This window comes from Streptomyces sp. 4N124, assembly GCF_052245395.1.
Taxonomy (GTDB): domain Bacteria; phylum Actinomycetota; class Actinomycetes; order Streptomycetales; family Streptomycetaceae; genus Streptomyces.
The window spans coordinates 57,301-73,972 of record NZ_JBQQBS010000031.1; the positions used below are offsets into that span (position 1 = coordinate 57,301).

Here is a 16,672-nt window from a genome sequence, read left to right on the forward strand (position 1 = left end):
GCACTGTGTGCGAACGCGACGAGGAGGCGGGAAGTGTCACGCGGAGGTCAGGGGCTGGCTCGGGTGGCCGTCGTCGTACGGGCCGGAGCGGCACCCATGTGGTGGCTGGGTGTGGTGGCGGCAGGCATCGGGATCCTGGTGCCGGGGCTGACGGGACGGCGGATCGGTGTGCTCGCCGGGGCCGCGCTGTTCATCGTGGGGACGGCCGTGGTGGCCTGGGGCCGGCGCAAGCGGTACGTCGCCCTCGCCCACTCGGCCGCCCGCGCCGGCAAGCACGACGTACTCCAGGACCGGCATGTGACGGTACGGAACTGGCGGCGCGGGCACCGGTGGTGGCTGCTGCTCGCCTTCCTCACCGCACTCGGCAGCGCGTTCGCCGTACCGGTCGCCGGCGGGCTGCTGCTGGCCGGGTGCGGGGTCGGGCTGTGGCTGAAGGCGGCGTGGCTCGGGCGGCGCGAGCGGGCGGGGGACGCGTTGTTGTGGGTGCGGGTGGATTGGCTGGGCGGCAATGGTGGGGGCCCGGTCGGCAAGACCGTGAAGGCCTACCGCAGCACGGGCATCGCTGCGGGCGACGCGGCCCCCGGAGGGGCGCGTCGCCGGGCTGCTGCGCTGGCCTGAACGGTCCTTCGGGGCGCTACACCTCCAGGTCCTGCTCGATCTTCCTCAGCTGGTGGCGGGCCATCGCCAGGTTGGAGCGTTTGGCGTCCAGGACCAGGTAGAGGAAGAGGCCGTTGCCGCTGCGGCCGGTGAGCAGGCGGATCAAGTGGTACTGGTCGGAGAGCGTGATCAGGATGTCCTCGAGCTGGCCCTTCAGCCCGAGGTGCTCCATCGTGCGCATCTTGGCGCGTACGACATCGGTGTTGCCGGCCGCGGCCACGCCGAGGTCGAAGTTCTTGCTGCCGCCCAGCGTGCCGAGCGCCATGCCGGACGTGTAGTCGACGAGCGCGACTCCGGTCGCGCCTTCGATGGACGTCAGGGCCTCTTTGAGTGCGGTCTCGGTGTTGGCCATGTCGGGGCTCCTCTCAACTTTCGGTGGTGGTGGGTGTGGTGCGGTTGGTGCGGGGAGTTCTGGTGCGGGTGGGCGGGGACTTGGGCACGGCGCCGGTCGCCGCCTTGGCCGGGGCCGCCCTCGTCTTGGGGCGGGCGTCGACGAGCTCTCCGACCCGGGTGGCCGCGCGGCGGCCCTCCAGGTGGAGGCGGCCGACGCTCACGTCGTCCCGGGCCAGCAGCGTCAGTACGGCGCTGCGGCCCGCCGCATACGTCGCCACGTAGCCCTGCACGCCGCGTACCAGCAGTTCGCGCAGCTCGCCCTGGCCGGTGACGTCCGTCATCCGTACGGCCACGCCCAGCGCGGCGGCGGTCAGGGCGGCGACGCTCTCGGGTTCGCAGCCGGGGGTGTCCGCGGCGATGACCAGGCCGTCGACACTGGCGGCGAGGGCGCCGGTGAGCTGGGGGACGCGGGTGCTGAGCCGGTGGAGTTCGTCGAGTATTGCCGGGTCGGCCGCCATCAGGGTTCTCCTCGGTCGGTCACAGGGCCTCCAGCGCGTCCCTGACTCTCCGCAGCAGGGCGATGTCGGGATCGGGCGGTGGCAGCGGTGGCGGCTCGGCGGGCGCGGAGGCCCGGGCGCCGTGTGCGGTGGCCGCCGTCACCAGCCCCGCCGCCGCCAACCGCCGTATGTCCACCAGCGTGTGGAACGCCGGGCGGCCCAGCTCCCGTGCGATGTCCGTCGCCGTCCGGACGCCGTCCACCCGGGTCAGGACCGCCCGCTGCCGGGGGGTGACGGATGGCGCGTCCGCGGGGTCGGCCCTGATGAGGGGGGCGGCGTCCGTGGTGGGGTCGGGCCAGATGGCGTGCAGGAGCTCGCGCCGGCGAAGCGTCTCGTGTTCCACGGCGGCCACCGGGACCGGGCGGCCGGGGCCGGGCGAGGGCGCGGCCTCGTAACGGAAGCGGCCCGGTGTGCTGCTGGGGGACAGGGCGAAGTACGCGGCGTCGTAGAGCGCGAGCAGATGGCAGATCTCCAGGGCGCCCTCGGCGATGTCGGCCTGGGTGAGCAGTGCGTCGAGGCCGGGGGACGACGGGCTCTCGGCGTGCACCACATGGCCCTCGGCGAGGTGGAGCGTGCCGCGTTCGCGCAGCAGGACGCCGGTGGCGCGCTCGTCGGCGAGACGGCTGAGCATCGGCGACACACCGCCCCACGCACGCCGGTCGGCCGCCGTCCGGTCCCGTACCGGCAGGCGGGGCGGCGGTGTGGCCGGGGAGGTCCGCACGGTCGTCATCCCAGCACCAGCCGTCCGGCCATCTCGCCGAGCCGGATCCGGGCCAGCGCGAGGTTGCCCTCCGCGCGGGCCAGCCACAGATGCAGGAACACGCTGCTGTCGAAGGACGTCCACACGAACCGCAGCACGTGATAGCTGTCCCGGTTGCTGATGATCAGGTCCTCGACCGGGAGATCCGCCTCATCGGCGTCGTCGCCCGGTGCGAACGCCCGGTGTTCGGCGGCCAGTCGGGCCAGCTCGGCCGTCTCCGCGGCGGTCGTGTCCGGGTCGCCGCCGGGAGACTCGCCGACCGTGCCAAGGGCCAGGCCGCTGGTCCAGTCGACCAGGGCGGCGCCCCGGGCACCGGGCAGTCGCATGGCTTCCTGTAAGCACTCGTCGATTCCGGGCACCGTGGCTCCCCTCCCGCCTGGTGTTCGGCTGAGTGACGCCGAAACTACGCTCCGTGTGAGCGGCGGGTGAGGGTTCTGGCATTTTCCAGTGGAACATGCGGCGAGTGGCTAACGTGGGTCAACTGACCCTGTTTCCCCGGCTGTTGAGCCGCTGCTGCGCCGGGGCGCGTCAAGGGCGCCCGGGTGCGCGAAGGGTAGTGAGAGCGGACGCGTGCGCCCCTCCCGATTCGGCCACGATCTCGTCGATGCTCTGCGGCTCCCGCACCGTCGCGAAGGCGACACCCCCGGAGCCGTCCGGCGCGAAGCCGTAAATTCCTGGCCGGGCGAGGGAGTTGTACGCGTAGTGGTGCGCGAAGTAGTACGCGCCCGTGTCCAGCGCCGCCGCATAGTCGCCCTGCTCCAGCAGGGGCAGCGCACGCCCCTCGGCGAGCAGATCACCCGCGAAGCACGCCGGACCGGCCACGTCCTGCACCACCTCGGGCCCCTCCTTGGGCCGCCCCTTCCCGTCGTACGCCGCGATCCTGAGCGGCCACGACCCCGGCACATACACCGTCCGCGCCGCCACCTGCACGCCCGCGTGCGTGACCGCCACCCGCCGCCCGCCCGCGCTCTTGGCGTACTCGACCCGCGCCACCACCGTCCCGTGCTTGGCCAGCAACGACCGCCCGAACTCGGTCACCAGCCCGTACCGCCCGTCGAACAGCCCCGGCACCTCCTCCCGCAGCACCCGCGCGTACTGCGCGTACGTCGGCGTCGTCGCGTCCGAGGCGAAGTTCACCGGCAGCCCGCCGCCGATGTCGATCGTGTCGATCTGCGGCCGCCCGATCCGCCGGTTGATCTCCTCGGCGAGCGCGAACGTCTCCGCGGTGCCCCGCGCCATCAGCGACAGCGGAATGCCCTGCGACCCGGTGTGCGCATGCAGCCGCGTCAGCCACGGGCGCACGGCATACGCCCGTACGACCCACTCCCGCGCGCCCTCGTCCCGCAGCGCCACCCCGAACTTCGAGGTCGCCGTGGCCGTGGAAGTCGCCTCGATGGAACCCCCGCCGACCTGCGGATTCACCCGGATCCCCAGGGGCGAGCGACTGATCGCGGACTTCATCAGCCCGTCGATACGGTCCAGCTCCTGCGGATTGTCCGCGTTGACGGCGATCCCCAGCGCCAGCGCCTCGCGCAGCTCGGCCGGGGTCTTCGCGGGCGAGTCCAGCACCGTCCGGTCCGGCGACAGCCCCGCCGCCCGCGCCAGGGCCAGCTCACCCGGGCTCGCGACTTCAGCGCCGATCCCCTCGTCCCGCAGCAGCCGCAGCACCGGCACCAGCGGGGTCGCCTTCACCGCGAAGGCGTGCAGCACCGGCGTCCCCGGCGCCACGACCGCGTCGAACGCCGCCCGCAGCTCGGCCGCCGACTCCCGGATGCCGGTGACGTCGAGAAGCCCGACGATGGGAGTGTCCGGGCCGAGCAGCCCCTGCTCCACGGCCGCGCGGACCGCCTCGTCGCGGCGGCCGGTCCGGTCGAGGCCGCTCTCGCGGTGGTCAGTGATGTTGTCCATGGCATCCCCCGTCATGTCGTTGCCCGCGTCCAGCCTGTGTATCCAGCCAAACACCGGTCACCTACCCATGCCGACGCGACAATGTATTGACTAGTTCTATTCATGAAGCCAGGATGTGAATAACGTCAGCAACAATCCGCTAGGAGGCAGACCATGTCAGGACCCCGCCCCGTACGAGCCCCGCGCGGTACGGAACTGAGTGCCCTGGGATGGCAGCAGGAAGCCGCCCTGCGGATGCTGCAGAACAACCTCGACCCCGAGGTCGCCGAGCACCCCGACAAGCTCGTCGTCTACGGCGGCACCGGCAAGGCCGCCCGCGACTGGCGCTCCTTCGACGCGATGGTGCGGACGCTCAAGACCCTCAAGCAGGACGAGACCATGCTCGTCCAGTCCGGCCGCCCCGTCGGCGTCATGCAGACCCACGAGTGGGCGCCGCGTGTCCTCATCGCCAACTCCAACCTCGTCGGCGACTGGGCCAACTGGGAGGAGTTCCGCCGCCTCGAGCAGCTCGGCCTGACCATGTACGGCCAGATGACCGCCGGCTCCTGGATCTACATCGGCACGCAGGGGATCCTCCAGGGCACCTACGAGACCTTCGCCGCGGTCGCCGCGAAGAAGTTCGGCGGGACCCTGGCGGGGACGATCACGCTCACCGCCGGACTCGGTGGCATGGGCGGCGCCCAGCCGCTCGCCGTGACCATGAACGACGGCGTCGCCATCTGCATCGACTGCGACCCGCGCGCCATCGAGCGGCGCATCGAGCACCGGTACCTCGATGTGCGCGCCGACTCCCTGGAGCACGCCCTCCAGCTCGCCGTCGAGGCCCGTGACGCCCGGCGTCCGCTCTCCATCGGCCTGCTCGGCAACGCGGCGGAGCTGTTGCCGCGCATGCTCGCCGAGAGCGCCCCCATCGACATCGTGACGGACCAGACGTCCGCTCACGACCCGCTGTCGTACCTGCCGCTCGGCGTCGACTTCGACGACATGGCGTCCTACGCCGCGAAGGACCCCGCCGGTTTCACGACCCGTGCGCGTGAGTCCATGGCCCGTCATGTCGAGGCCATGGTCGGTTTCATGGACGCCGGTGCGGAGGTCTTCGACTACGGCAACTCGATCCGTGGCGAGGCCCAACTCGCCGGGTACGACCGGTCGTTCGCCTTCCCCGGGTTCGTCCCCGCTTACATCCGCCCCCTCTTCTGCGAGGGCAAGGGACCCTTCCGCTGGGCCGCGCTGTCCGGTGAGGCGTCCGACATCGCCAAGACCGACAAGGCGATCCTCGACCTCTTCCCCGAGAACGAGTCCCTTCACCGCTGGATCAAGATGGCCGGTGAGCGCGTCCACTTCCAGGGGCTGCCCGCGCGTATCTGCTGGCTCGGGTACGGCGAGCGGGACAAGGCCGGTGAGCGGTTCAACGACATGGTGGCGAGCGGTGAGCTGGCCGCGCCGCTGGCGATCGGGCGGGATCACCTCGACAGCGGGTCCGTGGCGTCTCCGTACCGGGAGACCGAGGCCATGCTGGACGGCTCCGACGCGATTGCCGACTGGCCTCTGCTGAACGCGATGGTGAACGTGGCTTCCGGCGCGTCCTGGGTGTCCATTCACCATGGCGGTGGGGTCGGTATGGGGCGGTCGATTCACGCGGGTCAGGTCTCGGTCGCCGACGGTACGAAGCTTGCCGGCGAGAAGCTCCGGCGTGTGCTGACGAATGACCCCGGGATGGGTGTCATCCGGCATGTGGATGCCGGGTACGACATCGCGGAGTCGGCTGCGGATGAGCGGGGCGTGCGGGTGCCTATGCGCGAGGGTGACAACGCGTGACCCTGCCGGGAAGTGAGCGGGGCGGCAACCGTCCGGTGAGGGCTCAGCCTGGCGGGGCTGCCGTCTCCTTTCAGGAGATGTGGCGGGAGTTGCTCCCCATCGGTCGTCATCCCGAGTCCCGCGGGTACCGGCGTTTTGCCTGGACCGGTGCCGATGTCGAGTGCCGGGAGTGGTTCCGGGCGCAGGCTGAGGCACGTGGGCTGACGTATGAGCTCGACCGGAACGGTAACCAGTGGGCGTGGCTCGGGGACCCGGCCGAGGGGGACGCCGTCGTCACCGGGTCGCATCTTGATTCGGTGCCCGATGGTGGGGCCTTTGACGGGCCCCTCGGGGTCGTGTCCTCCTTCGCCGCGCTCGATGAACTGCGGCGGCGCGGCACCCGGTTCACCAAGCCCCTCGCCATCGTCAACTTCGGCGATGAGGAGGGCGCGCGGTTCGGGCTGGCCTGTGTCGGGTCACGGCTGGCCGCCGGGCAGCTCACCGTCGAGCAGGCGCATCGGCTGACCGATGGGGACGGGGTGACGCTGCCGCGGGCCATGGAGGCCGCCGGGTACGACCCGGAGGCCATCGGGCCGGACCCCGAACGGCTCGCTCGTATCGGCGCGTTCGTCGAGCTGCATGTCGAGCAGGGGCGGGCGCTGGACCTCAGCGGCGATCGGGTCGGCATCGCCAGTGCCATCTGGCCGCACGGGCGGTGGCGGTTCGACTTCCGGGGTGAGGCCAACCATGCCGGAACCACGCGGCTGGCGGACCGGCGTGACCCCATGCTGTCGTACGCCGAGACCGTGCTGGCCGCCCGCAGGGAGGCTCAACTCGCCGGTGCGGTCGCCACCTTCGGCAAGATCGTGGTCGAACCGAACGGGGTGAATGCGATTCCCTCGTTGGTGCGTGGCTGGCTCGACTCCCGTGCCGCCGACCAGGAGAGCCTGGACGCGGTGGTCGGCGGCGTCGAGAAGGCGGCCCGCGAGTACGCCGACGCGCACGGCATCGACCTCGACGTCGTACGGGAGTCCTTCACGCCCGTCGTCGAGTTCGACCACGCCCTGCGCGACGAACTCGGCCGCCTCCTCGGCAAGGACACCGACTTGAAGGTGCCCGTGCTGGGTACCGGGGCCGGACACGACGCCGGGATCCTCTCCGGGACCATCCCGACCGCCATGCTGTTCGTGCGCAACCCCACGGGCGTCTCGCACTCCCCGGCCGAGTTCGCGGCCGAGGACGACTGCGTGGCCGGGGTGACCGCACTCGCCGACGTACTGGAAGGGCTGGCCCGCAGGTGACACCGAAGACCTACTGGCTGGAGCACGCCTGGCTCGACACCCACGTCGAGCCGGGCGTCGCGATCGACATCAGCGAGGGTCGGATCACCGCCGTCCGCCAGGGCGTCGACACCCCGCCCCCCGGCGCCGACATCCTCCGCGGACTCACCCTCCCCGGGCTCGCCAACGCCCACAGTCACGCCTTCCACCGTGCCCTGCGCGGCACCGTCCAGGTCGGCTCCGGCACCTTCTGGACCTGGCGCGAGGTCATGTACTCGTTCGCCGACCGGCTGACCCCGGACAGTTACCACGCGCTGGCCCGTGCCGTGTACGCCGAGATGGCTCTCGCCGGCATCACGTCCGTCGGTGAGTTCCACTACGTGCACCACGCCCCCGGCGGCACCCCCTACGCCGACCCCAACGCCATGGGCGAAGCCCTCATCGCGGCAGCCGCCGACGCCGGTATCCGGATCACCCTCCTCGACACCGCCTACCTTTCCTCCGGCTTCGGACAGCCGCCCAACACCCACCAGCTCCGCTTCTCCGACGGCAGCGCGGACGCCTGGGCAGAACGCTGTTCAGTTCTCAAGGAACGGGATCACGCGCGGATCGGTGCGGCGATTCACTCCGTACGGGCCGTGCCCGCCGACCAGTTGGCGACCGTGGCGCGGTGGGCTCAGGAGCGGCGGGCCCCGCTCCATGTGCACCTGTCCGAGCAGACCGCCGAGAACGACGCCTGCCGTCAGGCCCACGGGTGCACGCCCACCCAGCTCCTCGCCGAGCACGGGGTCCTCGGGCCGCGCACCACCGGCGTGCACAACACCCACCTCACCGACGAGGACATCCGGCTCCTGGGCGCCGGCACCACCGGCACCTGTATGTGCCCGACCACCGAGCGGGACCTGGCCGACGGCATCGGGCCCGCCGTCGCCCTGCAGAAAGCCGGCTCCCCACTCTCCCTCGGCTCCGACAGCCATGCCGTCATCGACCTGCTCGAAGAGGCACGCGCGATGGAGCTGAACGAGCGGCTGCGCTCCCGCACCCGCGGTCACTGGACGGCCGCCGCCCTGCTGCGCGCCGCCTCCGCCGACGGCCACGCGGCCCTCGGCTGGGGCGACGCGGGCACCATCGAGACGGGCGCTCTCGCCGACCTCACGACGATCGCCCTCGACTCGGTCAGAACTGCGGGGCCGCTGCCCAGGCTCGGCGCCGAGACGGCCGTATTCGCCGCGACGGCAGCGGACGTACGGCACACGATCGTCGGCGGGCGGCATGTCGTACGAGACGGGGCGCACGTCCTCGTATCCGATGTGCCACAAGCTCTCGCGCGGGCAGTCGATGCCCTGCGCGCCTGACGGCCGCCGAACCCAGCACCCACGAGGACGCCATGAGCAGCAGCACCGCCATCACCAACATCGCCACGCTGGTCACCAACAACCCCTCCCTCGGTGACAGATCTCCCCTCGGTCTGATCCAGGACGCGGCCGTCGTCATCGACGGCGACCGCATCGCGTGGACCGGTGAATCAAGCAAAGCACCCGCCACTGACAATCGAGTCGACGCCGGCGGCCGGGCCGTCCTCCCCGGCTTCGTCGACTCCCACTCCCACCTCGTCTTCGCGGGCGACCGGACCGCCGAGTTCAACGCCCGGATGTCCGGCCGGTCCTACAGCGCGGGCGGCATCCGTACGACCGTCGCCGCGACGCGCGCGGCGAGCGACGTGGAACTGGAGCGCAATCTCACCCGTTACCTCGCCGAGGCCCTCAGCCAGGGCACCACGACCTTCGAGACCAAGTCCGGCTACGGCCTCACCGTCGAGGACGAGTCCCGCGCCCTGCGCCTCGCGTCCCGGCACACGGACGAGGTCACGTACATGGGCGCGCACATCGTGTCCCCCGACTACGCCGACGACCCCGCCGCGTACGTAGCCCTGGTCACCGGCGAGATGCTCGACGCCTGTTCCCCGTACGCCCGTTGGATCGACGTCTTCTGCGAGAAGGGTGCCTTCGACGGCGACCAGGCCCGCACGATCCTCACGGCCGGCAAGGCGAAGGGCCTGCACCCGCGCGTCCACGCCAACCAACTCTCCTACGGCCCCGGCGTCCAACTCGCGGTAGAACTCGACGCCGCCAGCGCCGACCACTGCACCCACCTCACGGACGCGGACGTCGACGCCCTCGCGAACAGCGCCACCGTCGCCACGCTCCTCCCCGGCGCCGAGTTCTCCACCCGCGCCGAGTGGCCGAACGCCCGCCGCCTCCTGGACGCGGGCGTCACCGTCGCCCTCTCCACCGACTGCAACCCGGGCTCGTCCTTCACCTCATCCGTCCCCTTCTGCATCGCCCTCGCGGTACGGGACATGGGGATGACACCGGACGAGGCGGTCTGGTCGGCCACGGCAGGCGGCGCGGCAGCCCTCCGCCGCGACGACATCGGCCACCTGACCCCGGGCGCCCGGGCCGACCTCACCCTCCTCGACGCCCCGAGCCACGTCCACCTGGCCTACCGGCCGGGCGTACCGCTGGTCTCCGGCGTCTGGCGCCGGGGCGAGCGGCTGGTCTGAGAACCGTTCACCGCGCCCCCGCCCGCCACCGCTGCTCCGCACCCCCGCTCACCGCCACCAGCCCCACACCCCCGCCGCCAACCGGCGTCACCGCCGTCTCGACAGCGATCGCCGGACGGATCACCCCGTCACCGCCCACCGCGAACTTCAGGTTCTGCCCGTTGCTCCCGTCCACGGACGCGCACTCCCAGATGCCCACGCCCTTGTCGGTGGCACCCCGGCTGTCCAGGCAGTAGTCGGGGTCGGCGGACGACTGGACGACACCCCGTCCCGCGTCCACCCGCCACCGCTGCGTAGAGGACTCACCGCACGGTGCCGTGATGACATCCTTGCCCTGCTCCATCTCCCCGTCGCGGATGTCCAGGCACAGCCCCGACGCCGAGTTCACCACTTGGGCATACGTCCCACCCGGCGGCTCATACGTCGGTGAGGGCGAAGGCGACTTCGGCGGCTTCGAACTCGGCGAGGCGGAGGGCGATGGGGACCGGGACGGTGACTTGGAGGTCGCCGAAGGGGAAGGAGACGGGCTCACCGGGACCGTCGCCGTGACCGTCACCGGCGGCGCACCCGGCGGTGTGGTGACCGAGCCCGCCGCGCCCACGGACGACGACCCGTCCGGCGACAACAGGTAGACCAACAGCGGCACCAGGGCCACGCCCAGCACGGCCGAGGCAAGCGCGAAGCGGCGGGACTGCGGCCAAGTACCCGTAGCCGTACGGCTGTTGCTCCTCGGCTCGCTCGTGTCGCTGAGGACGTACGCCGTCCCCGCCCACGGCAGCAGCCCCTCCGCCAGCGCCGTGCGCGGGGAGTCACGCAGCGCCGACAGTTCCTCGAACGCGGCCGTGCAGTGCGGACAGTGGGCCATGTGGGCATGCAGGTCGGCGCTGTCGCGTGGGCTGTCCGGCCGTACCGCCTCCTCGATGAGGCGGCGGAAGTCCGCGCAGCGCGGGTCCTCCGAGGCGGCGAGGCGGCTGCGCAGACAGGCCTGGGCGAGCTGCTGGAGGGCGGGGGCCGTGCCGTAGGTCACGTCGGCGCGGGTCAGGCCGAGCAGCGCGGCGGTGCGCTCGTCGGGTTCGCGCTCCACCACCGCGTACCAGATCAGGCCCTGCGTGCGGGAGGGGAGCGTCTGGAACGCCGGGAGCATCGAGGGGACCGGTGCTGCCGTGTTCAGCACCAGCAGCAGGCCCGCCTCCACTCCCGCCGCCCGCTCGTCCCTGGCCCACGACGCGGCGACCTGTCCGGCCAGCAGCAGGAGCCGGTGCCGCCAGGGCACGCTCGGGTCGGTGCCGCGTGCCGTCTCGCGGGCGGCGAGGGTGAAGGCCTGGGCGGCGAGTTGCCGTGCCGTCGACTCGCTGGTCGTGCAGAGGCGGGCGTAGGCGAGGACGGCAGGGCGGTGGCGTTCGCGCAGTTCCTGCAGCGCCGGGTACGCGGTCGGGGTGTCGGCGCGCAGCAGCTCGGTCAGCCGCGCGTCGGACGCCCCGGAGTGCACGCCGTTCCCTGTGTCGCCCTGCGCCATCGCCGGCCCCTCCTCGCCTCCCGTCCTGACGTACCGGCCAGTTTGGGGTGCCCATAGTGATGGAGGGAGACCTTTGGGGAAAGACGTATCTCCGGGTAACCGAAATCAGCAACCGATCAGCAACCGAAATGAGAAGCGGCCCGGGCCAGTTGGGCCGGACCGCGCTCTCACCTCTACGACTCGGTCACTCCTCGACCGTCAGCCCCTTCCGCAGCCGCACCAGCGTCCGCGACAGCAGCCGTGACACATGCATCTGCGAGATCCCCAGCTCTTCGCCGATCTCCGACTGGGTCATGCCCGCGACGAAGCGCAGCGACAGGATCTTCCGGTCCCGGGACGGCAGTTCGGCGATCAGCGGCTTCAACGACTCGACGTACTCGATGCCTTCGAGCCCGTGGTCCTCGTAGCCGATCCGGTCGGCGAGCGCGCCCTCGGCGTCGTCCTCCTCCGGCTGGGCGTCGAGCGAGCTGGCGGTGTAGGCGTTGGACGCCGCCATGCCCTCGACGACCTCGTCCTTCGACAGACCGAGCCGCTCCGCGAGTTCCCCGACCGTGGGGGCGCGGTCGAACTTCTGGGCCAGCTCGTCACCGGCCTTGGCCAGGTCGAGCCGGAGTTCCTGCAGTCGGCGCGGTACGCGCACGGACCAGGAGGTGTCGCGGAAGAAGCGCTTGATCTCGCCGACGATGGTCGGCATCGCGAAGGTGGGGAACTCCACACCGCGGCTCAGCTCGAAGCGGTCGATCGCCTTGATCAGGCCGATGGTGCCGACCTGGATGATGTCCTCCATCGGCTCGCTGCGGGAGCGAAAGCGGGAGGCGGCGAACTTGACCAGCGCGAGGTTGAGTTCGACGAGCGTGTTACGGACGTACGAGTATTCGTGCGTGCCTTCCTCCAGCGACTCCAGCCGCTCGAAGAGGGTCTTGGACAGGGCCCGCGCGTCCACCGGCCCCACCTCGTCGTACGGGGGGATGTCCGGAAGACCGGCGAGCAGGTCGTCCTGCTCTGGGGGTACGTCCGCGTCCGCGATGGGATCCAGATGTTCCGGGGGGGATGTCGACGTCGCTGTATGGGTATGCGATGCGTCGAGCCGGGGTGACATGATGTCCTCCATCGTTCTCGGCATATGGCTGCCGAAGCCTGTGCGTGCACTGCGGTGTGCGGCGCCTCCAAAGCCGGCCGTGTTTGATTTCGTGTCCCTACTAGCCCTACCCGGTTTACCGAGCCTCCCGCAAGTGCGTTCTGTGGGGAAATGTCCGATTCTGGGCGGATGTTCGGGTGTCGGAGGTCGTAGGGAAGGCGTAGTGTTCGAGGGCGTCAGTCAGCAGTCACGACGTCGGGAGAGAGAGACGGCATGGACCGCGGCACGGTCGGCAGCGCACAGTCTGGCCGGCTTTTGGTGGAGGTCAGGGAAGAGGGCCCCAGTGCCGTCGTGACCCCGGCGGGTGAGCTGGATCACCACACCGCCGATTTGTTGCGTGAGCCACTCGAAGAGTGTCTGGCCAAAGGATTCAGCAGGCTGGTCGTCGACTGCTCGCGTCTGGAGTTCTGCGACTCGACCGGGCTCAATGTGCTCCTCGGCGCTCGGCTCAAGGCGGAGGCCGCCGGAGGCGGCGTACATCTCGCCGGGATGCTGCCCGTGGTGGCGCGTGTGTTCGAAATCACGGGGGCCGAAGCGGTCTTCACCGTGCATGACTCGCTCGAGGCGGCTCTGGCCGACCCGACCGGCTGAATCGGCCGGTATGAGCGCCCCGCCCGCCCCTTCGGGACCGGCGGTTTCCGGGCGTCGCACCCTCCGTACCGCCGCTGTGGCTGAAGACGGGGGTGTTCCCCCGGTCCGGCAGGGCAGGAGAACCGCGTACTGCCCGTACAGCCGTACTGACCGTGTAGTGACTTTTGAATCGTGAACTGGTGAATCGGTGAGGTGAAGCGCTGATGAGCACCACCCGGCCCCACGCCTCCGGCGATTCCGGGGGGCCCGAGGACGGTGCGTCCGTGCCGTCTGCCGGGCGCCAGGTCCGTCGGCTGAGCTTCGGCGGGGAGAGTGGGGTTGTTCCGCTGGCGCGTGACTTCACTCGGCAGGCGTTGTATGCGTGGGGCTGGATGCCGGCCGCGACTGCCGACCAGCGGGCCGCCGCGGAGGACGTTCTGCTGGTCGTTTCCGAGTTGGTCACCAATGCGTGTCTGCACGCCGAAGGGCCGGACGAGTTGTGGATCGCCTGTGACAACAAGGTGATCCGGGTCGAGGTGTCGGATCGGGGGGCGGGGCAGCCGTCGCCTCGGACGCCGCATCGGGCCGGGCGGCCGGGTGGGCATGGGATGTTCATCGTGCAGCGGCTTTGTCTGGACTGGGGGGTCGTACGGACTCCGGGCGTCGCGGGTAAGACCGTCTGGGCCGAGTTGGGGGCGCCCGCCTAAGCGCCGTAGGGCTTCGGTTGTCTTGTGGCTGCGGGTTGTTCGTGGCTTGTCGCGCAGTTCCCCGCGCCCCTTCGGGGGCGCTCTTGCTTCGGCACATTTCCAACACCTCCTTTGTCTTCCCTCCTTTCATGGGCGGGCGTACCTTGACGGCTCGATCTGATGTGCCGTCAGGAACTTGAGAGGGAGCGGAATCGTGTCGTACCGGAAACGAACCGCCGCGCTCGCGTCCGTCGCGGCCCTGGCCGGCTCGGCGGTGCTGATGGCCGCCCCCGCAGCCCGGGCCGAGGTCGTGGACGTGAACTACCAGTGCAAGACGCCGATCGGGGACAAGAGTGCCGTCTCGCCGATCGACATCAAGGGCGTCGAGAGCGGCAGCGGCTACAAGATCACGATGTCGTGGCAGAAGGGTGTCTCGTCCAGCCCGGTCGAACTGGGCAAGGGCGCGATGAACCCGAGCGCCACCATCAAGCTGGGCGGTGCCGACAGCGGCACGATGAATGTCACCGGGCCCGCCAACCAGGAAGCCATCCCCGCCGACACCCCGATCAAAATCAGTGACTTGACGGGCACCTACACCCCGAAGAAGACCGGCAAGGTCACCTTCACGGCAGGCATCCTCACCATCAAGGCGCTCGGTACGACGACGACCTGCACGCCGTCCAACAGCCCCGGCCCCTCCCTGACCCTCGACGTCACGGCCGCCGCGGGCGCCTCCGGCTCCACCCAGTCCGGCTCCGGCTCGGACACGGGCTCCGAACTCCCGCAGACCGGCCCCGAGGACTCGGCCATCGCCCTCGGCACCCTCGGCGGCACAGTGCTGCTGGCCGGGGCGGCCGGTGTCCTGTGGCTGACACGGAGGAATCAGACGGCACGCTGAACCGCCGCCGTCTGTGTCGTACGACTGCTGGAGCCGCCGATGTCGTCCGCCTTCCGTGTCCTGATGCTGGCCCTGCTGGTGCTGTCGGGTGCCGCGCCCGCCGCGTCCGCTGCCTCCTCCGCCGATGACTGGTCCCTCGCGCCCTCCGGCGGTGGGCGGCCGTCCTTCTACGCCGAGGGCGCGCCCGGGGCGGTTCTGCAGGACACGGTGTCCGTGATCAACCGGAGCGGGGAGCCGGTCACCGTGCGGCTGCGGGGGACCGGGGTCGCGGTCGCTTTCGCCGAAGGGTCGGTGCGGGTGCCCGCTCGTACCCGCGCCGACGTTCCCTTCACGGTGAGCGTTCCCACGGGGGCCGCGCCCGGCGATCTCGCGGGCTCGATCGTCGCGCGGGACGGCGACGGGGGGTCCAGGACGGTGGCGCTGCGGCTGCGGGCCGTCGGGCCCAAGCTCTCCGCGCTGACCGTCGAGCACGTGGCGGTGGGCGCCGACGGCATCTCGTACGAGCTGGTCAATCGCGGTACGACCGTCCTCGTGCCGACGCTCGCCGTCCGCGCCGACGGCCTCTTCGGCCGCCGCGTCCTCGACCGCGCCCCGCGCACCCTCCCCGTCGAACTGGCCCCCGGCCGCCGCATCGAACTCACCGAGCCCTGGCCCGACCGCCCCGCCCTCGACTCGGTGGACGTGCGGCTGACGGTGACGGCGGCGGGCGGGGCGCGGGACGAGGCGGGGGCGTCGGTGTGGTGCGTGCCGTGGGGCGCGGTGGCAGGGGGATCGGCTGCTGGAGTGGCAGGCGCCGCGCTGGCAGTCGTACGACGTCGGCGGCGCCGTACGGCCGAAGACGGTGACGTGTCCGAATCGCCGCGTACGGAAGTCGAGTTGACGGGAGCGGTGACGTGAGGGGCAAGGTGCGGTTTCCGGTGCTGGTCGCGGTGCTGGTCGCGGTGCTCGCGCTGTTGCTGGCGCCCTTGGTGTCACCCGCGGCAGCGGCGGAGAAGCCCGCAGTCAAGCTGTCCAAGTCGCAGGCGGGGACCGGGGGTTCGATCACCGTCACCGGGAGCGGCTGGCGGGAGCGGGCGCTGCTGATGATTCTGATCTGCGGGCAGTCCGTGCCGTCCCGGGGCGTCGTCGGCGGGACCAACTCCTGTGCCAACGCGGACGGGAGGGCGGTGACGACGGACGGTGAGGGGCGGTTCGAGCGGAAGCTGCCGGTCGCGGAGCCGCCCGTGCCGTGCCCGTGCGTGGTGCATGTCGCCACCGTGACCGGGGCGAAGGCGGAGGCCGACGCCATCTTCCAGGTCGCCGGGCATGCGGTGGAGCCGTTGCCCGCGGAGGCGGCCGGAGGGCGGTTGTCGGTGCTGACGGATACGCGGCTCGACGGGTCCAGCGGGCTGCTCACCTGGTTCGGGGCGGCGCCCACGCGCACGCTCGTCTTCACCGTCGGCAACGTCGGCACGTCCACCATCAAGAACCCGGTCTTCCAAGTCGGCACCGCACACGGCGTGTTCGCGCCCGAGTGGCAGGACCAGCAGTGGCGCGGCACCGTCGAGCCCGGCCGGAAGGCCCGTATCGAGCTGCCGGTCGAGCTGTCCGGCGGCGCGCACGGCGACTACACCGTGTCGCTGAAGTACGGCGGGAAGGTCCTTGCCGAGCAGCCCTGGGGCGTGGGCCGCCCCTGGGGCGTGACCCTGTTCTGGGTCCTGGTCTGCCTGGTCGTACCGGCGGCGGTGTTCCGCGTCGGGATGGCGGTGGTGGACCGGGTACGGCCGCGTCGCAGCACCGGCCGCGCGAGGCTCCGTATGCCCGAACTGACCCTCCGCCTCCCGAAGTTGAACCCTTCGGAAGACGTACCCTCCCCTGCCACCTCGACCACCACCCTGCCGTGGTTCACCCCGGACTCCGATCCGGGCACGGCCGGTCCGCTCTCCGCACCGCACGACGACAGCCCGACGAGTCCTACGACTCCCACCAGGAAGGGACAGACGTGAGCAAGCCGAGGAGAGTCACACCGG

General features: G+C 71.2%; 17 protein-coding genes. 10 read left to right on the plus strand and 7 right to left on the minus strand.

What is annotated here, in order from left to right; all coding sequences use genetic code 11:
• Positions 1-33 precede the first annotated feature (33 nt).
• Entirely contained in the window at positions 34-618 is a 585-nt protein-coding gene (locus tag ACTWQO_RS28080; protein ID WP_443240142.1) for a hypothetical protein, read from the plus strand.
• Positions 619-634: 16 nt separating this feature from the next.
• On the opposite strand, the gene ACTWQO_RS28085 is transcribed toward ACTWQO_RS28080, so the two are convergent.
• The 5 genes from ACTWQO_RS28085 to ACTWQO_RS28105 all read right to left on the minus strand — a co-directional run bounded on the left by ACTWQO_RS28085 (position 635) and on the right by ACTWQO_RS28105 (position 4,215).
• Positions 635-1,009 carry a hypothetical protein gene (locus ACTWQO_RS28085; RefSeq protein ID WP_362944582.1) on the minus strand — a complete coding sequence of 125 codons (375 nt, stop codon included), beginning with the start codon at positions 1,007-1,009 and terminating at the stop codon, positions 635-637.
• 13 nt (positions 1,010-1,022) lie between these two features.
• A complete protein-coding gene (locus ACTWQO_RS28090; RefSeq protein ID WP_443240143.1) occupies positions 1,023-1,508 on the minus strand; it encodes a roadblock/LC7 domain-containing protein in 486 nt (161 codons plus the stop codon).
• A gap of 19 nt (positions 1,509-1,527) precedes the next feature.
• Positions 1,528-2,277 (minus strand): transcriptional regulator, encoded by a 750-nt coding sequence (locus ACTWQO_RS28095; RefSeq protein WP_443240144.1) that lies wholly within the window; start codon positions 2,275-2,277, stop codon positions 1,528-1,530.
• Positions 2,274-2,666, minus strand: a complete 393-nt coding sequence (locus tag ACTWQO_RS28100; RefSeq protein WP_443240145.1) for a hypothetical protein — start codon at positions 2,664-2,666, stop codon at positions 2,274-2,276. Before ACTWQO_RS28100 ends, ACTWQO_RS28095 begins: the two co-directional genes overlap by 4 nt.
• Before the next feature lie 169 nt (positions 2,667-2,835).
• Entirely contained in the window at positions 2,836-4,215 is a 1,380-nt protein-coding gene (locus ACTWQO_RS28105; RefSeq protein ID WP_443240146.1) for a diaminopimelate decarboxylase, read from the minus strand.
• Positions 4,216-4,368: 153 nt separating this feature from the next.
• Between ACTWQO_RS28105 and hutU the strand changes: the two genes are divergently transcribed.
• The 4 genes from hutU to hutI are packed head-to-tail and all read left to right on the plus strand — an operon-like array spanning position 4,369 to position 9,855.
• Positions 4,369-6,033, plus strand: coding sequence for a urocanate hydratase (gene hutU / locus ACTWQO_RS28110; protein WP_443240147.1), 1,665 nt, complete (start codon positions 4,369-4,371; stop codon positions 6,031-6,033).
• Between the two features lie 35 nt (positions 6,034-6,068).
• The gene (locus ACTWQO_RS28115; RefSeq protein ID WP_443240190.1) at positions 6,069-7,313 is read left to right on the plus strand and encodes an allantoate amidohydrolase; all 1,245 of its coding nucleotides are present in this window, start codon (positions 6,069-6,071) and stop codon (positions 7,311-7,313) included.
• Positions 7,310-8,647 carry a formimidoylglutamate deiminase gene (locus ACTWQO_RS28120; protein WP_443240148.1) on the plus strand — a complete coding sequence of 446 codons (1,338 nt, stop codon included), beginning with the start codon at positions 7,310-7,312 and terminating at the stop codon, positions 8,645-8,647. The genes ACTWQO_RS28115 and ACTWQO_RS28120 overlap by 4 nt, the downstream gene beginning before the upstream one ends.
• Before the next feature lie 32 nt (positions 8,648-8,679).
• Positions 8,680-9,855 (plus strand): imidazolonepropionase, encoded by a 1,176-nt coding sequence (hutI, locus tag ACTWQO_RS28125; protein WP_443240149.1) that lies wholly within the window; start codon positions 8,680-8,682, stop codon positions 9,853-9,855.
• Positions 9,856-9,862: 7 nt separating this feature from the next.
• Here hutI and ACTWQO_RS28130 read toward each other — a convergent pair whose 3' ends face one another.
• Both ACTWQO_RS28130 and ACTWQO_RS28135 read right to left on the minus strand, forming a co-directional pair.
• On the minus strand, positions 9,863-11,371 hold the full coding sequence (locus tag ACTWQO_RS28130) for a ricin-type beta-trefoil lectin domain protein (RefSeq protein WP_443240150.1): 1,509 nt from the start codon (positions 11,369-11,371) through the stop codon (positions 9,863-9,865).
• Positions 11,372-11,555: 184 nt separating this feature from the next.
• Positions 11,556-12,470 (minus strand): RNA polymerase sigma factor SigF, encoded by a 915-nt coding sequence (locus ACTWQO_RS28135; RefSeq protein WP_443240151.1) that lies wholly within the window; start codon positions 12,468-12,470, stop codon positions 11,556-11,558.
• A gap of 252 nt (positions 12,471-12,722) precedes the next feature.
• Between ACTWQO_RS28135 and ACTWQO_RS28140 the strand changes: the two genes are divergently transcribed.
• The 5 genes from ACTWQO_RS28140 (at position 12,723) to ACTWQO_RS28160 (ending at position 16,648) form a co-directional block, all read left to right on the plus strand.
• Positions 12,723-13,100, plus strand: coding sequence for an STAS domain-containing protein (locus tag ACTWQO_RS28140; protein WP_210588210.1), 378 nt, complete (start codon positions 12,723-12,725; stop codon positions 13,098-13,100).
• A 203-nt stretch (positions 13,101-13,303) separates the two neighbouring features.
• Complete coding sequence (locus ACTWQO_RS28145) at positions 13,304-13,786, plus strand: ATP-binding protein (RefSeq protein WP_362944601.1); 483 nt, start codon at positions 13,304-13,306, stop codon at positions 13,784-13,786.
• Positions 13,787-13,979: 193 nt separating this feature from the next.
• A complete protein-coding gene (locus ACTWQO_RS28150; RefSeq protein WP_443240152.1) occupies positions 13,980-14,663 on the plus strand; it encodes an LPXTG cell wall anchor domain-containing protein in 684 nt (227 codons plus the stop codon).
• A gap of 39 nt (positions 14,664-14,702) precedes the next feature.
• A complete protein-coding gene (locus tag ACTWQO_RS28155; RefSeq protein WP_443240153.1) occupies positions 14,703-15,560 on the plus strand; it encodes a COG1470 family protein in 858 nt (285 codons plus the stop codon).
• A complete protein-coding gene (locus ACTWQO_RS28160; protein ID WP_443240154.1) occupies positions 15,557-16,648 on the plus strand; it encodes a hypothetical protein in 1,092 nt (363 codons plus the stop codon). The genes ACTWQO_RS28155 and ACTWQO_RS28160 overlap by 4 nt, the downstream gene beginning before the upstream one ends.
• The last annotated feature ends 24 nt before the right edge of the window (positions 16,649-16,672 follow it).

What these genes read in the sequence shown, in the direction of transcription:
- ACTWQO_RS28085 (WP_362944582.1), bottom strand. Translation starts at nt 1,009, where the DNA reads ATGGCCAACACCGAGACCGCACTCAAAGAGGCCCTGACGTCCATCGAA.
- ACTWQO_RS28090 (WP_443240143.1), bottom strand. Translation starts at nt 1,508, where the DNA reads ATGGCGGCCGACCCGGCAATACTCGACGAACTCCACCGGCTCAGCACC.
- ACTWQO_RS28095 (WP_443240144.1), bottom strand. Translation starts at nt 2,277, where the DNA reads ATGACGACCGTGCGGACCTCCCCGGCCACACCGCCGCCCCGCCTGCCG.
- ACTWQO_RS28105 (WP_443240146.1), bottom strand. Translation starts at nt 4,215, where the DNA reads ATGGACAACATCACTGACCACCGCGAGAGCGGCCTCGACCGGACCGGC.
- hutU (WP_443240147.1), top strand. Translation starts at nt 4,369, where the DNA reads ATGTCAGGACCCCGCCCCGTACGAGCCCCGCGCGGTACGGAACTGAGT.
- hutI (WP_443240149.1), top strand. Translation starts at nt 8,680, where the DNA reads ATGAGCAGCAGCACCGCCATCACCAACATCGCCACGCTGGTCACCAAC.
- ACTWQO_RS28130 (WP_443240150.1), bottom strand. Translation starts at nt 11,371, where the DNA reads ATGGCGCAGGGCGACACAGGGAACGGCGTGCACTCCGGGGCGTCCGAC.
- ACTWQO_RS28135 (WP_443240151.1), bottom strand. Translation starts at nt 12,470, where the DNA reads ATGTCACCCCGGCTCGACGCATCGCATACCCATACAGCGACGTCGACA.
- ACTWQO_RS28140 (WP_210588210.1), top strand. Translation starts at nt 12,723, where the DNA reads ATGGACCGCGGCACGGTCGGCAGCGCACAGTCTGGCCGGCTTTTGGTG.
- ACTWQO_RS28145 (WP_362944601.1), top strand. Translation starts at nt 13,304, where the DNA reads ATGAGCACCACCCGGCCCCACGCCTCCGGCGATTCCGGGGGGCCCGAG.
- ACTWQO_RS28155 (WP_443240153.1), top strand. Translation starts at nt 14,703, where the DNA reads ATGTCGTCCGCCTTCCGTGTCCTGATGCTGGCCCTGCTGGTGCTGTCG.